This is a genomic window from Pseudomonas gregormendelii, from assembly GCF_017114825.1.
GTDB classification, from domain to species: domain Bacteria; phylum Pseudomonadota; class Gammaproteobacteria; order Pseudomonadales; family Pseudomonadaceae; genus Aquipseudomonas; species Aquipseudomonas gregormendelii.
On the sequence record NZ_JADEVO010000015.1, the window covers coordinates 77670 to 93208 of the forward strand.

At 59.4% G+C, this 15539-nt stretch carries 12 protein-coding genes and 1 pseudogene; 11 read left to right on the forward strand and 2 right to left on the reverse strand.

Going from position 1 to position 15539, the window contains the following annotated elements; genetic code table 11:
* Nucleotides 1–70 precede the first annotated feature (70 nt).
* The gene (locus tag IMW75_RS12745; protein ID WP_205892784.1) at nt 71–1216 is read right to left on the reverse strand and encodes a Fic family protein; all 1146 of its coding nucleotides are present in this window, start codon (nt 1214–1216) and stop codon (nt 71–73) included.
* Between the two features lie 276 nt (nt 1217–1492).
* Between IMW75_RS12745 and IMW75_RS12750 the strand changes: the two genes are divergently transcribed.
* The 8 genes from IMW75_RS12750 to IMW75_RS12785 all read left to right on the forward strand — a co-directional run bounded on the left by IMW75_RS12750 (nt 1493) and on the right by IMW75_RS12785 (nt 12479).
* The gene (locus tag IMW75_RS12750) at nt 1493–2284 is read left to right on the forward strand and encodes a YfaP family protein (protein ID WP_205892785.1); all 792 of its coding nucleotides are present in this window, start codon (nt 1493–1495) and stop codon (nt 2282–2284) included.
* Nucleotides 2285–2335: 51 nt separating this feature from the next.
* Nucleotides 2336–4033, forward strand: coding sequence for a DUF2138 domain-containing protein (locus IMW75_RS12755; protein ID WP_205892786.1), 1698 nt, complete (start codon nt 2336–2338; stop codon nt 4031–4033).
* 32 nt (nt 4034–4065) lie between these two features.
* Nucleotides 4066–4668, forward strand: coding sequence for a DUF1175 domain-containing protein (locus IMW75_RS12760; RefSeq protein WP_205892814.1), 603 nt, complete (start codon nt 4066–4068; stop codon nt 4666–4668).
* Nucleotides 4665–9230 (forward strand): alpha-2-macroglobulin family protein, encoded by a 4566-nt coding sequence (locus IMW75_RS12765; protein ID WP_205892787.1) that lies wholly within the window; start codon nt 4665–4667, stop codon nt 9228–9230. Before IMW75_RS12760 ends, IMW75_RS12765 begins: the two co-directional genes overlap by 4 nt.
* 1 nt (nt 9231) lies before the next feature.
* Nucleotides 9232–10851, forward strand: a complete 1620-nt coding sequence (locus tag IMW75_RS12770) for a DUF2300 domain-containing protein (RefSeq protein WP_205892788.1) — start codon at nt 9232–9234, stop codon at nt 10849–10851.
* A gap of 3 nt (nt 10852–10854) precedes the next feature.
* Nucleotides 10855–11661: a YfaP family protein gene (locus tag IMW75_RS12775; protein WP_205892789.1), complete on the forward strand. Its 807-nt coding sequence runs from the start codon at nt 10855–10857 to the stop codon at nt 11659–11661.
* Nucleotides 11662–11887: 226 nt separating this feature from the next.
* The gene (locus tag IMW75_RS12780) at nt 11888–12154 is read left to right on the forward strand and encodes a helix-turn-helix domain-containing protein (protein ID WP_205892790.1); all 267 of its coding nucleotides are present in this window, start codon (nt 11888–11890) and stop codon (nt 12152–12154) included.
* Between the two features lie 97 nt (nt 12155–12251).
* A complete protein-coding gene (locus IMW75_RS12785) occupies nt 12252–12479 on the forward strand; it encodes a hypothetical protein (RefSeq protein ID WP_237142271.1) in 228 nt (75 codons plus the stop codon).
* A 135-nt stretch (nt 12480–12614) separates the two neighbouring features.
* Here IMW75_RS12785 and IMW75_RS12790 read toward each other — a convergent pair.
* Nucleotides 12615–13187, reverse strand: a pseudogene (locus tag IMW75_RS12790) (PDDEXK nuclease domain-containing protein); the annotation flags it as partial.
* A gap of 181 nt (nt 13188–13368) precedes the next feature.
* Between IMW75_RS12790 and IMW75_RS12795 the strand changes: the two are divergent.
* From IMW75_RS12795 to IMW75_RS26920, 3 genes are all read left to right on the forward strand, one after another.
* Entirely contained in the window at nt 13369–13797 is a 429-nt protein-coding gene (locus IMW75_RS12795; RefSeq protein ID WP_205892791.1) for a hypothetical protein, read from the forward strand.
* Between the two features lie 552 nt (nt 13798–14349).
* A complete protein-coding gene (locus IMW75_RS12800) occupies nt 14350–14820 on the forward strand; it encodes a GNAT family N-acetyltransferase (protein WP_205892792.1) in 471 nt (156 codons plus the stop codon).
* A 132-nt stretch (nt 14821–14952) separates the two neighbouring features.
* Nucleotides 14953–15198 carry a YceK/YidQ family lipoprotein gene (locus IMW75_RS26920; protein WP_269082863.1) on the forward strand — a complete coding sequence of 82 codons (246 nt, stop codon included), beginning with the start codon at nt 14953–14955 and terminating at the stop codon, nt 15196–15198.
* Nucleotides 15199–15539 lie beyond the last annotated feature (341 nt).

A 15539-nucleotide genomic window follows, 5' to 3' on the forward strand; every position in this document is an offset into this window, starting at 1 on the left:
AAATGAACGGGGGTTTTATGCCCTGTTTCAGGGGCATTGACACACTCCCACAGGAGTGTGTCTCAACAGGTCATTGTGTTGAAGGGTCTGGAAAATTGATTTGATATCGAGTGTTACGCCCGCCGCCGGGCAGTCGCCTCAGATAACCCCTCTCCAGCAGTTCGGATAGGTGACGAGTGGCAGTCGCCTTGGACACCTTCGCCACAGCCTGATACTGCGCCGCGCTAATCCCGCCTTCGAAACCTTGCTCCCCACCATCGAGCAAACGGTTCAATACCTTGGTTTGTTCTACCGTCAGTGCAGACTCCCGGTGCGCCTGCCAGAACCGCGCCTTGCCCAGCACCGATTCGATCCTCACCATGGCCTGCCGCAAGCTGCGCAACAGGGTTTTCAGAAACCACTCCAGCCACTCTGTGATATCAACCGTCGCCTTCTGGCTGTTTTCCAGTACCCGGTAGTACCCCGAACGGTCTTCAAGAATGCTCGCTGACATCGCATAAAACCGAATGGCCTGCGCCTCACCCTGGGCCAGCGCAAGATCGGTGATCGTTCGCGTCAGCCGACCGTTACCGTCGTCGAAGGGATGCAGAGTGACAAACCAGAAGTGCGCAATGCCCGCCCGCAGTAGTGGATCGAGATTCGCTTGGCTACGGCTGGCTTCAAACCACGCCAGGAAAGTCTGCAGATGCTGTTCAAGACCGAGCCTGGGCGGAGCTTCAAAGTGCACGGTGGGCTTGTCGATTCGTCCTGACACCACTTGCATCGGGTCATCGCCGCGTAACGCGCCGACACGGATCGGTCGGGCGGACAGGTTGGAGTCCTGCTCGGGAAATAGCCACTGGTGCCAATCAAAAAGGCGTGCCAATGTCAGCGGCTGGTCAAAATGCCGGGTGGCATCAAGCATCAGTTGCGCCAAGCCTTCACTGCGCTGGCTCACGTTATTGCCGTCTATCAACTCCAGCCCCAAGCGTCGCGCCAGCGACGACCGTACCGACCCGACATTCAGTTGCTCACCCTCAATGGCGGAAGAGGTGACGATGTTTTGCAGCAAAGCATCCAGTTCGCTCTGCGCGCTCAGCGAATGACTCACCGAACTCGACATGCCCATCAACTGTCCTTGCACCTGGACGCAGTCGCGCAGCAAAGGTGCGAGGCGTTCGGTTTGCCAGTTGAAGTCAGGCCAATCCGGCTGCTGCCAGATCCAGTTCAGGGCCATAATCCGGTCCTTTTGAGATGTGTGAGCCGATTAGAGAGTCTATTCGGCTCATCTGATGAGCCGAATATGGCGTTTATTCGGCTCACCGTCCACCCCTTGGTCGCGATTCCTACTGCAAATCAACCGGACCTGATTGTTAAAAACTGCCCGACTGTCTAACCTCGCGCCATCCTTGACCCGATATTCGCGGGTCATTCTGACGAAACGCAATTTTTGGATCTGTAACGCACCGAGGATCGGGTGCCAGGTTTCGTTATGCATGGCAGGAGGCGTCACATGCGTTGTTTTCTTTCACTGCTGATGCTGCTGGGCTGGGCCTGCGCTGCCTTGGCCGAGCCGACGGCGCAATTGTCAGAACCGGTCGGTGGCTGGCGCTACAACGGCTTGCTCGATCGCAGTGAATATCCTCAGGTTGCCTATCCGACGCCACCCATCGACCGGGGCGTGCAGCGCAATCGCACCATGATCCAGGGCCAGCTCAAGGCCATCGGCACCCAGCGCGGGCCGCATACCCTGGCCGTCAACGGCAATCCCCTGAATCTGTACACCGACGACCAGGGCCGCTTCGCCCGGCCCTATGCGTTCGGTGCCGGCTCCAATAGTGTCGAAGTGCGCAGCGCCGAAGGCAAATCCCTCAAGCGCGTTCAATTCTATGAAGCCAACAGCCTGCGCACCCCGGCGCAGATTCGCGTGGTGCTGGGCTGGGACGATCCGAAAGCCGAGCTCGACCTGCACATCGTCACACCCGATGGCCAGCATGCATTCTGGTCGCATCCGGCGTTATCCAACGGGGGCGGCCTGGACCCGGACGGGGTGGACGGTCCCGGCCCGGAAATGTTCACCATGACCGCGCCGATGCGTGGCACCTATCTGGTTTACGTCAACTATTGGGGCAACTTCGGTAGCGGCGGCTATAACTTCGATGAGACCAGTAACCAGAACGAGGTCATCACCTCGCAAATCAACCTGGTGCTGAACGAGAACACCGTCAACGAAAAACGCGAAACCTTCATCGTGCCCCTGCGCGCGATTGGTGACCTGCTGCTGGTCAAGACTTTCAACTATTAAGCATCCCGCTCCACGGATGAACAGCTGAGCCTCGGGAACATGAGCGTGAATATGAGCGATAACACTGTACCTGCGTCAGCCAATCCCCCGCGTCGCTGGCCGGCACTGTTGATCGGGCTGTGCGTAGTGGCTGGCGTGGCCGGCGCCATGGGTTGGTTCATGTACAAACCCAAGGCGCCGATGGCGCTGCTGGCCAGCGACAAGCTGGGGATGAGCCGGCCGGACGGCCTGCTCGAAACCCATTCCCTGAGTCAGTTGCCCAAAGACCTGCTGGCCGTGCCGTTCCTCAAGGAAACCCTGACTGAGGATTTCGTCTTCTATTACGAGACCCATGCCGATCGCCTGGGCTTGATCGGCAGCCTGCGGCGGATCATCTACGAGCATGACCTGAAATTACAGGACAGCCTCATCGAGCAGCTGTTCGATCAGCCGGCAGACATTGCACTGTGGCGCGGGGCAGATGGTCGCCTGAAGGATTTTCTGCTGGTGATGGATCGTGGAGGCCTGGCCAAAGTGCTGGAGCCGCTGGCCAAGGTGGCGCTGGATGATACGCAGTTGAGCAAGGTCGCTGAGGTGAAAGTCGGCGCCGACGATGTCGCGCTGTACCAGCTGACCTATAACGCTACCAAGGCGTTGCTGTTCGCTTCTCATGGCGACAAATTGGTGGTGCTGTCCAATCCGGTCCGCCTGCAAGACCCCGAAGATGGCGCAGCGCCAGAGCCGGGCAGCGTTTCCAGCCAGGCCATCGCGGCCTTGCTCAATGGCGAAAAACTGTTCCCCGAGGCATTTGGCCTGCAACCCCGAGCCCCGGAGGTGAAACAGCGGCTGTCGGTGAATTCCAGTGTTTTGGCCATGGGCTACCAGCGATTCATCCCCAACTTTGCCGGGCTGCGGTTCGACATGGACGACCAGGGCTGGCACAGCTTCCTCGCCATGGACGAACTGGACAACCAGCCGGACTTCGATTTCAAGCCGATCTGGCAGGCCATGCCCATGGGCGCCAGCGCCTGTGTGGCCTTGCCGCTGGCCGCCGAGCAACAGCAACCCTTACTGGTGAAGCTCGGCGCCGACGACAAGGTGGCCCAGGCGTTGACCGGACATATGGCAGGTGCTGCCGGCCTGTGCTGGTACGCCGATTCGCGGCTGTACACGCCGTTGATGGTGGCGAGCCTGGACGATGATGACAGCGCCAGACTCGACGGCGACCTGGGCACTTTGTTCGGCTCGATGGTCGGTGCCTATGAAGGCAAGGTCGATGAGCATGCTTTCCCGGTGGTGGAAGAACAGCAGGGTGAAATCCGCCAGTGGCAGCGTCAGGTCAGCTCCAACTTCGGCCCCTATGCTGCCAGCGAGGCCGAGCAACCGGCGGCGATCACCGGCAAGGCGTTCATGCGAGTGAGTCTGGCGCGCCATGGCTCGACGCTGCTGTTCTCCCTCGACGACAAACTCGTCGACAAAGCCCTCGACACCCTCGACAAGCGTTTTCCGCCGATGGCCGACCTGGTGCCCAAAGACCTGTTGATGCCGGTGTATTTCGGCCCCGATGCCATGGCGCAACTGATGCAGCAGGAAACCCTCGACAGCCTGCCACAGGACATGGAACCGGTGTTTTACAACGCTGCCCAAACTTACCTGATGCCCAAACTGCGCACGCTGGGCGGCTATGGCAAATACGCCCTGACCTTGCCCGAAGGCAGCGAGCCCAACGGCCATTGGCAGTGGCTGCCGTTGCAGTGGAAAGCCCTGTGACCTTGCTTGTCCGCAGCCTTGGCCTGGTGGCGATGCTCTTGGGCACTCGCGTGTTCGCCAGCGACGCGGCCTCGCTCGATCCACAGCAGTCCCAGGTGTTTCGCGCCTGGTTCGTACGCATCGCCCAGGAACAGTTGGTGCAGGGCCCAAGCCCCCGCTGGTATCAGCAGGACTGCGCCGGGCTGGTTCGATTTGCCGCCAACGAAGCCCTGAAGATGCATGACGACAAATGGCTGCGCAGCAATGGCCTGTCCAATCGCTACCTGCCGCCGGAATTGCAACTGAGTGAGGCGCAACGTGGCCTGGCCCGACAGTGGCAGCAAGGTGGCGGCAAGGTCGGGCCCTACGTCAACGCGATCAAGCTGATCCAGTTCAACAGTCATCTGGTTGGCCGTGACGTGGCTCAGGCCCGGCCCGGCGACCTGATGTTTTTTGATCAGGGTGACGACCAGCACCTGATGATCTGGATGGGCCGCCACATTGCCTATCACACTGGCACCACCACCCCGACTGACAACGGCATGCGCTCCGCGAGCCTGCAGCAACTCATGACATGGAAGGACACCCGATGGATACCCGACGCAGCCAATCCCAACTTCATCGGCGTCTATCGACTGAATTTTCTCTCCCAATGATCGGTGCCCGCATGCTGCGCTTTCTGCCTTTGCTGTTGGTTGTGATGCTGCCTTTCCCGGTGGCTCATGCTGAAGACAGCGTCCAGCCAAGTGGCTACACGCCGGTGGCCGGCGAAAGTTTTTTCCTGCTGGCCGACAGCAGTTTTGCCAGCGACGAACCCGCAGTGGTTCGGCTCGAAGCCCCCGGGCGCGATTACCGCCGGTTTCGCATGGAGCCCTATGGCGGCGCGGATATCCGGGTGTATCGCATCGACAAGCCGCTGGACTTTCTCAAGCGCCAGAAGAACCTGCACCGAGTGGTCAGTGATGGCCAGTTCAAGGGCGAAGGCCTGTCGAACACCCTCGCGTACCTGTGGGATAACTGGTATCGCAAGTCCCGTCGGGTGATGCAGCGAGCGTTTTCCTACGAGTCGCGTAAACAGGTCACCGAGGAAGTACCGGAGCTGAAGATGGGCGCCGCCATGGCTGCGCCCACGCCCTACGATGCCCAGCCGCAGTTCGCCCTGATTCCGGGCTTGCCGGTGGTCAGCCAGTTCCGCTACCCGCTGTGGGAAGCCAAGCCGATCCAGCCGCCGCCAGGCGTCAACCTGGCCGGTTCCTCCAGCGATTTTGTCAGCGTCGCTACGGGCAACGTCTACATCCCGCTGGGTCATTTGAAGCCGGGTCTTTACCTGGTGGAGGCGCTGATCGGCAAGTACCGCGCAACCACCATGGTGTTCGTCTCCAACACCGTGGCCGTGAGCAAAATTGCCGGTGATGAATTGGTGGTCTGGGCGGCGCGCAAACAGGAAGGCAGCTCGGTGCCGAAGGTTAACGTGCTGTGGACCGATGGTCTCGGCGTGATGAGCAGCGGCGCTACCGACGCCGACGGTTTGCTGCGCCTCAAACACGTCAGCCCTGAGCGTTCGTTCGTGATCGGCGAGGACGAGGAGGGCGGTGTTTTCGTCTCCGAGAACTTCTATTACGACAGCGAAATCTACGACACCAAACTCTATGCGTTTACCGACCGGCCGCTTTACCGGCTGGGGGATTGGGTGTCGCTGAAAATCGTCGGCCGCGAGTTCAAGAACGCCCGGGATTCCCTGGCGCCGACTGCTGCCGACGTCAACGTGATCGTGCTTGACGCCACCGGCACGGCGCTGCAATCGCTGGCTCTGAAGCTCGACTCCAAATCCGGTACCCAGGGTCGTTTCCAGCTGCCGGAAAACGCAGTGGCGGGCGGTTATGAATTGCGTTTCAGCTACAAGGATCAGGCCTACAGCAGTGCCTTTCGCGTCGCCGAATACATCAAGCCGCACTTCGAAATCTCGCTGAACCTGGCCAAGCAGGATTACCGTACGGGCGAGCCGGTGAAGGGCAGTCTCGTGCTGTTGTACCCGGACGGCAAACCGGTGGCCAACGCCAAGTTGACCCTGAGCCTGCGCGCCCAGCAGTTGTCGATGGTCGACAACGAGCTGCAATACCTCGGGCAATTCCCGATTGAGCTGACCAGCACCGAACTGACCACCGATGCCAAGGGCAACGCGACCCTCGACCTGCCGGCCGCCGACAAACCGAGCCGCTACATGCTCACGGTGTTCGCCAGCGATGGCGCGGCGTATCGGGTCAGGACCACCAAGGAAATCCTCATCGACCGTGGTGCTGCAAGTTTCAGCTTGCGTGCACCGCAGCGCTTCAGCGCCGTCGGCGACAAGGTCGCCTTCGGCTACGCCAACGAAAGTGCTGGCGAGCAAAGCAAAGCCGTGACCCCGAGCAGCTACAGCTGGGTGCGCCTGGAAGACCAGACCACCGGCGACGGCAAACTCGGCGCCAAAGACCAAGGCTTCACTATCGCATTCGACCGTCCGGGCACCTACAACCTGACGCTGAAGGATGCGCATGGCCGCGTCGTCGGCGCCACCGGTCATTCGGTCACCGGCGAGGGCGTCAAAGCCGTGCCGGGCACTGTGGAAATTGTCCTCGATAAACCCGAGTACAAGACCGGCGAAGAAGCCCTCGCCTTGATCACCTTCCCGGAACCGGTCAGCGATGCACTGCTGTCCCTGGAGCGTGACAAGGTCGAGGCCACCGCGTTGCTGTCCCGGGGCGGTGACTGGCTGAAGATGGAAAAACTCAGCCAGACCCAGTACCGCGCGCGTATCCCGGTGAAGGATAACTTTGCACCGAACCTGACATTCTCCGTGCTCTACACCAAGGGCGGTCAGTACAGCTTCCAGAACGCCGGCATCAAAGTGGTGACGCCGCAAATCGACGTGGCGATTGCCACCGATAAAGAGACGTACCAGCCGGGCGATACCGTGTCGGTTGACCTGTCCACGCAGTTCGCCGGCAAGCCATTTGCGGCGCACCTGACGGTCAGCGTCGTCGATGAAATGATCTACGCGCTGCAACCGGAAGTCGCGCCGACCATCGACCAGTTCTTCTACCACCCGCGCCGCAACAACGTGCGTACCAGCGCCAGCCTGTCGTTCATCAGCTACGACGTGGCATTGCCCGGCAGCCCAGGCGCGCCGGGCAAAGCCAACCGCAGCGAACGCGGGGTGAAGGTGCTGGAGCGCCCGCGTCGTGAAGACGTCGACACTGCCGCCTGGCAGCCTGAATTGGTGACCGATGCCAGCGGCAAAACCCGTTTCACCTTCAAGATGCCGGACTCGCTGACTCGCTGGCGTATCACCGCCCGGGCCATCGCTGATGACGGGCAGGTTGGGCAAAAGAAACAATTCGTGCGCTCGGAAAAACCGCTGTACCTGAAGTGGAGCGGCCCGACCCGATTCCGTACCGGCGACAAACCGGAACTCGGTGTGTTCGCTTTCAGCCAAGCCGAAAAACCGGTCAAGGCTGAGCTGGTGATTCATTACGGCGGCGCCGACCAGCGCGTGCCGGTGACCCTGAACAACGGCATCAACTACATCGCGTTGCCGGCGTTTGCGCTTGTGAGTGGCGACTGGACCGCCGAACTGGTGCAGGACGGTAAAACCGCCGACGCCCTGGCGGTGCGCCTGACCGCGACCGGTGAAGGTTGGCAGGTCACCCAGAGCCAGGTCGTGGACGCGCTCCGCGGTGATACAGCGCTGACCTTGCCGGCGGACGCGACGGATATTCGCCTGCGCCTGGATGACAGTCCGCAGGCGTTGTTCCGCTCGGCGCTCGATGATTTGTTGAGTTATCCGTACGGCGGCGTCGAGCAAACCGCCAGCCAGTTGTTGCCATTGAGCATCGCCTATCCATCGCTGTCGTCGAACCCTCAGGTCCGCGATCGCTTGCGCCTGATCATGCAAAACAGCCGTCTGCGCCTGGTGCAAATGGCCGGTCCTTCGGCGAGTTTCACCTGGTGGGGCCAGGATGGGGAACCGGACGCCTTCCTCACCGCTTACGCCTATTACGCCGACTGGTACGCCAGCAAAGCGCTGGAACTGACCCTGCCGCCGGAGCATTGGCAGCGGGTGCTTGAGGTTTACGCCAAGCAAGCGAAGCACACGCCACTGCTGCAGCGGGCGCTGATTCTGGCTTTCGCCAAGCAGATGCAATTACCGGTGAACACCTTGCTCAGCGGGTTGCTGGAAGACCTGACACAAGCAGGCGAGGGGCCGGCAGCGAACATGCTCGACGACGCTCAAGACAGCCTGGTCATGGGCGATCCGGATTCGGCGTTGGGCCTATCGGTGGCTCGAGTGCTGGCGGCGTCCCTGGCCAACCAGCTGAAGGTCAGCCTGCCGGAGGCGTTCAATCGTCAGCTGGCGGACTCCCGGCAGCGCCTGGAGGTCAGTTCACAACCCTTTGTCGAAGCATTGAACCTGTCGCTGCAACCCTTCGATCAGGCCCAGGCGCAAGCCTTGCTGCAACGCCTGCTGCCGCAACATTCCACCCTGGAACGCGCTTTGGCGCTGACCTGGCTGGCGCGCAGCATTGAACAGGCCTCGCCCACCATCGCGCTGGCACCGGGAGACGGCTGGAAGAAACAGCATGGCGCAACCGGTGAGCTGTACTGGACGTGGCAGGGCGCTACGCCGGTGCCGACAGTGCTGGCGTTGTCCGGGACACAGGAGCGGCCGTTAAAAGCCGCGCTGAGTTTCCAGACGCGGCAGCCGCCTGCCGATCCATTGGCCGTGACCGTTACCCGCCGTTTGTCACGACTGGTGCCCGGTGACGAAGCCTTCACCTTCAAGCTCGAGCCGGTGAACGGCAAGCCGTTGTCCAGCGACAGCCTGTACCTGGACGAAGTGATCATCACCAGCAAAGCGTCGAAACCGCTGCGCTACGGCATGATCGAAGTGCCGCTGCCACCGGGCGCCGATGTCGAGCGCACCACCTGGGGCATCAAGTTGATGGGCAAGGCCGGCACCGAACCGACTTCGCTGGAGAAGGCGCGTTTCGAACCGGGGCAAATGGCTTACGCGATTCCAGTGGATGCCTTGAGCGGCGAATTGCGCGTGCGTCACCTGGTGCGCTTCTCGCAGAAAGGCCAGTTCAACCTGCCGCCAGTGCGCTTCACCCAGATCTACGCGCCACAGCACCAGGCCCAGGAACAGAAACCGGCGCTTGGCCAGGTCATGGTCCACTGACATGACCCGGCCTCTGGTCTGGCTACTGCTGTGTTTGCTCCCTGCGCTGGCGACAGCGCAGGACGAACCGCTGCGGCTGGGCTTCAAGGGTGAATTGCTGTCGTTGAGCCGGACGCAATTGATCTCCCGCGAGCCGTTGCCTTCAGATCTGCAGACGCCGTTAGGGAGTTTGTGGAAGCTGTTTGTCTACGCCTGGCTGGTGGATACCGGCGCCCATGAACCACCTTATGAATGTCGCGGGCAGTCGAAGGAAGAAGTGTATTGCTGCACGGCTGGCGGCAAGATCGGGCGTGATCAGGCGCTGGTGAAATCCTGCGGGTTGTACTTTGAGCCTGCGCGGTTGGGCATTGCGGGCGCTGAATGGCGCACGTATTGGCAGGCACGGCAGGCACCGCAGTGGTTGCTGAACTTGCCGTCTTTGCAGCCTTCGACCCGGGTTCCGGTCGTTGACTTGCTGCGGATGCTGGCCGTAATGCCCGCGCAGGATCAGGCGCGGCGGGTGTTGCTCGATGTGGTGTTGAACGCGGCGGACGGCAATCTCGTCGGTGAACTCGGCGGCCGGTTGCGGGTGAAAACCTGGAGCTGGCTGGGCGATCAGGATCCGTCGTCGCGCCAGGGTGGTTTTGCCGGATGGACAGTGGATGGCACGCCGATCTGGGCCGGTGGGCGCGGCACCAGTCAGATGGTTCTGCGCAAACATGGCCAGGCCCTGGCCGCAGTGTTGCCGGTGGGTTGGCCGTTGGATGCGGGACGTTGCGTTGAGGTTGGTCTGTTTTCACGCTATCCGATCGGGCGCGTTCTGGCGGCGGATCGGGTGGTTGCCGATGGGCCATTGCAGGGCGACTATCGCGTTGAGTTCGCTAATGGCAATCAGCTGGATATCCACAGCGACGGTGAGCTGTTTCTGCTCAAGGACAAACTCGTTGCGCGCCTGGACCGCGAAGAATACGTCGCCCGTGTCCTGCAGCGAGAAGCCAAATCCGAACCGGTTGAAGCGGCCAAAGCCCTGGCCATCGCGATCCGCACCTACCTGCTGCAAAACGCCACCCGCAGCGGCGACTGCCTGAGCATCGACGACAGCAGCACCCGTCAACGCGTCGCCCCACGCCCCGCCACCGCCGAATCGCGCAACATCGCCGCGTGGACCAGCGACCTGGTGCTGGCCGGCAGTACCGTCACCTATCACTCCGACCAGCCCGGCCCGGACAAGCTCTCCTGGCAACAAGCCGTCGAACAAGCCAACGCCGGCCAGCGCTACGACGCCATCCTGCTGCACGCCTACCCGCGCGCCAGCCTCAGCCGCTGGGACAACCCGGTCGCGTCCTGTGAAGCCCTGCCCGCCGCCCAGGACTGGCTGCAAAAACAGCGGCGAGGCTGGCGTGCGCGGCTGGACAGCGAGGTCGGCTACAACGAAGTCAGCACTTTCGCCGTCTGCCGCCTGGCGTTCGGCCGCCCCTACGTCGACCGCGAACGCCAGCGGCTCTATGTGCGCGGCGTGCTCTCGCTGCAGGATCGTCTCGACCTGACTCATGAATACCTGCACCTGGCCTTTGAAGCACATCCCAACGGCCAGGACGAAACCTACATCGAAGGGCTTGCCCGTCACCTGCTGCTGGAATAGGCCATGAAACTCCGTTATTCACCGATCATCCTGTTCCTCTGCCTGTTGCCGACAATTGTGGCGGCCCAGAGCGCCGTGAAACTCGACACCCCCGTCGGCGGCTGGCGCACCGGTGCGCCCGAGGGGGACGGCGAGCGTTTCCGCCAGACCGTCAACTACCCGGCTTCGTCGGTCAACACGCCAGCCGGCCAGGCCAACACCGCCCGCATCAGCGGCCAGATCAAGGCCACCCCCAAATCCACCGAACCAGGCCGCCTGATCGTCAACGGCGTCAGCATGCCCCTGAAGATCGACGACGCCGGCCGCTTCGATCGCCCGTTCTCATTCCCCAACGGCAGCAACAGCGTCGAAGTCCGCAGCCCCGACGGCCAGCAGCGCCACCGCACTCAATTCCTCAACACCAGCGGCGGCGCCACCCCGGCCAAGCTGCGGGTGCTGCTGGCATGGGACAGCGACAACACCGACCTGGACCTGCACCTCATCACCCCGGACGGCGCCCACATCTGGTACGGCGACCGCGCCGTCCCGAACGGCGCGGCGCTCGACGTCGACGTCACCACTGGCTACGGCCCGGAAATCTTCGCCATGCCGGCACCGATCAAGGGGCAATACCTGGTGTACGTGAATTACTTCGGCGGCGGGTACCGCAGCGATGACGAAGGTCAGGAAGATGCCGTGCAACCGCTGACCAGGGCGCAGGTGACGGTAATTACGGAGGAAGGGACGCCGAACGAGAAGATGGAGACGTTTGTGGTGCCGATGCGGGCGGTGGGGGAGTTGACGTTGGTGAGATCGTTTAGCTATCCGTGAGGGCCAATCGGGCAGCAGGTCGCTGTCGCTTTAATTAAGCAATGCCCATTGACTGGACGCCTGAAAATTGAGGCTCAGGGGCTACATAATCAATGGGCTAAGCTTTATTTGTGGCTTCTGGGCTGCAATATGCCGTTCGCTGAAGCGATTGCCGGTCTTGCGATGTTGTGTCTCTGGGGCTGCATTAATCGTATTTCCTGCGTTTTTTGATGCTTGAGGGCTACAAATGACCACCTTGTTTGATGTGGCTGAAATGCTAAAACAAGCTCGACGCGAGGCGCATTTGAGCCAGGAAGCCTTGGCTAGCCATGCGGGTGTTTCACGTTCGACAGTGGCACGTATGGAGACCATGGCCAAAGGTGATATGAGTGTCTCGGCCTTGGTTCGGCTACTGGAGGCCGCCGGGTATAACTTGAAACTGGTGAGAGCCGGCCATGAGCGCACGGTTGAGGACATCCTCGCCGAACAGCGTTCCGGAGTTTCGGGCTCATGACCCTGGACGTTCAAGTCAGCGGGAAAATGGTTGCCAAGCACTACCGCGAGCGCGATAAATATGTTTTGAAATATCTCCCTTCGCCGTGGGAAAAGAAGTGATCGAAGCGGTGAAGAACGAACCCGCCTGGCGTGATGTGGCCAAACCGATGGTGCATGCCTGGAACCAAGGGATGGAGACCTTACGTAGTCCGAAAGCGGCCCAGCAATTTCGAGGGCTGGATACCGCCATCACAGAAGCGGGTTTCTCAGGGCCGCCAGCGGCAGAAAACACGCGAGTACAGATTGGCCGCTCCGAGTTGTTGGCACCGAAAAAACGCAAGTAACCGGTTATCGGCGCTGTGATGTGTCAACTCGAACATTGGCAAATGCCTTTGTACTACAGAACATCCCTGCGCAATAAATTCCGTCGTCTGGCATACGCAAGCTTTGCTCAGGCGCTATCCGTGAGGCTGAGATACTTACAGCCGCAGTGTTTGCACGCGGTTGCGGCCATCAAATGTATAGGTCTGCTCTCTGCTGGCGCACCGTCCTCCAAGCCTCTGAGGATGAGCCTCACTTGCCAACTCGCGCTCGATCTGTTCGATGCTCGGCAGGCTGGTTTGCAACTCGGCCGGCAGGGGCTCCACCAATTGGTACTCAGCCCCGCCGATGGGCCGGGCGTTATCACGCAGGGCATATTCGGCCACGACCTTGCTCTTGCACAGCAGAAGACCGATGGTCGGGCCGTCCTGTGGGTGCTTGAGTTGGGCATCCACGGCAGTCAGGTAAAAACCAAGCTGACCCAGATGTTCAGGTTTGAACTTGCCAGCCTTGAGTTCGATCACCACATAGCAACGTAGCTTCAGGTGATAAAACAGCAGGTCGATGAAGAACTCGTCACCGCTTACGGCCAGTAGCACTTGCTTGCCGACGAAGGCACAACCCGCACCCAGTTCCTGCTGATACCAAGGCAATTGTGCAGCAGCTTGTTGCACAAATTCCGAGTCGGGCCACGCCTCGGAAAACGCGCGCATATATTTGAGGTTACGTGGATAAACCTCCGTCGTTAAGAAGTAAGAGAAATCCTATAGATATAAAGAATGTTTGCGCTAATGCTCGTCGGGTTTTGTCGGTGCGCAGCTTTGCATGGAAATTAAAATGCCATCCAGATGTTCGCCCCGTTTTTTCCACCATCATTCTAGTAACATTCCCTACTTGCCTGGAGACCCTCTGATGCTATCTCGTGTCATAACCCTATCATTGCTCGCCGGCCTGGCGTCTCAGGTCAATGCCAGCTGTGACATGCCGGACTCACTGGTCAATCAGACCATGATCAATGTGGCCGATCCACTTTATTCGCCGAGTAATCCCAATGCCGGTAATCAAGTTCGGCTAACGCTGAATGATGGTACTTATCAACTTGAAGTGCTCGGAAAGCCGATCGTTTCGACTGGCGAATATGAATACCGTAAATATACGCGCGACCTGGGTCAGTTGGTCATGCGAGAAACGTATCAAGGTGAGCCGGTGAACTACACATGGACCCTGGTGTGTGAATCCAACCAGCGTGGCACTTTTGTCTTCAGCCAGCAGAACGGCCCCCTAAAACCGGACATTCGCCAGAACACCGGGCGCTATACGCTGGATGCGGCGGGTCGCTGACACGTTGCCGAAAGGCTAAAGGTTGGCTTGTTGTACGCGTTCCCCTGTAGGAGCCAGCTTGCTGGCGATGGTCGTTAACGATAACGCGTGTGGGCTGGCTGAATGCGGCGTACTTGAGTCCATCGCCAGCAAGCTGGCTTCTACAGGTTTTGGGTAAGTTGTGTTTCCCGCGATGGCGTGAATACGTTCAGCGTGGGTGCGATCCCTGTGGGAGCTGGCTTGCCAGCGAAGGCAGCCTGACTGCCACCCATTGTCTTTCTGATGTACCCATTCATTACTGCGATAACGGCCGTCTACATGCTTATCAGTGCAGTAGGCCGGTTGGGCATGATTTACATTTAAATCCCGTGCAAGTTCCGTTGTTAAGAATAATCTGATAGATGCAAGTCATATTTTGCGATAGCCCTCGTTATATTCTGCGGGAGTGAAGCAATAAATATAAAGTAATATGTAATCACTTGCTGTATTGGTTTCTTCTGTTTTAGTTGTGTATCGTGTTTGGCTGTAGCCACTCCTGTTTTCTTACTGAAAGAGTTTCTGCCTGGGGGCAACATGATGATCGTCCTGGAACCCATGTCCGCCGCTTCATTCGAGCGTTTCAAGGCTTACAGCGTTGCCGATTTCGCCGCGCAGATGCAGCGCACCGGCGAGTGGGAAATTGATCGGGCGCCGGCCCTGGCCGAGGCGTCCTTTGCCCAGTTGCTGCCCGAGGGTTTGCTGACTGCGGACAACTATCTGTTCGATATCAAGGACAGGGCCCTGGGTGAGTGCGTAGGCGCCATCTGGGCTGGGGTGGTCGAAGAGGAACGGCGTGAAGGTTTCATATTCGACCTGGTGATCCATGAACCCTACCGGCGCCAAGGCTATGCAAAATTGGCGATGCGGGAAATCGAAGCGTTTTTTGTGACCCTGGACGTGCGCTCGATTGCGCTGGAGGTTTACTTTGATAATGCGGGTGCGCGGCGCCTTTACGATGAGTCGGGCTATCAGGTGACCAGCCAAAGCATGCGTAAAATGTTATGACTTTTTAAGCCTTGATCAAATGTCGTCAATGATAGTGTAGGTGTCCGCGTGAGATTTTTATCCCTATGTTGTTTGCTGTTTGGCCTCTCAGGGTGCGGGACTATCAACAGTGTCTTTGTTCCTGATCCTGTAGTGGTCTCTACGCTCAAGTGGTCACAGACCAATTGTGCCGCCTTGCCTCGCGTATTCAGTGGCTTTGTTTATGATTTATGTGTGTTGAATGGCCCTCCGCGCGCTGAAGCCGGTGTGCGTGGACTACATGTCAATGACACGCCCTTTATACTGTTCGATATCATGGCTTCGGCCGTATTTGATGTGGTCTTGTTGCCTTATACGGCTTATTACCAGGTTGCTCACGGCAATCTTGAGCTCCATTAGTTTTTTTGACTCAGGCGACGTTGGCGCGGCAGGCCACTGCCTCAGCTGCGCTGTCTGATCGGGCCTGCAGGCGTCTCGTTCAGACTTGGTCATTTCACCGCGCTGCGCGATTTAACCTAATTCCGAAAGGTGCTGCAAATCACCATAATCATATGGTCGACGTCGGTATTTTGTACAAATACTCTAATTTGAATAATTACTCTATCTTGCCGCTGCGCAAGCGGATAATAGGCATATCTTGGATAAGGCAAGCACGAGATTTTGGGGGCGTGTAGTACTTGTCTGTCAGAATTGATTGTAAGTAAAAGATTGGTATTTTTTATTATTTGCTTTCTAGGACT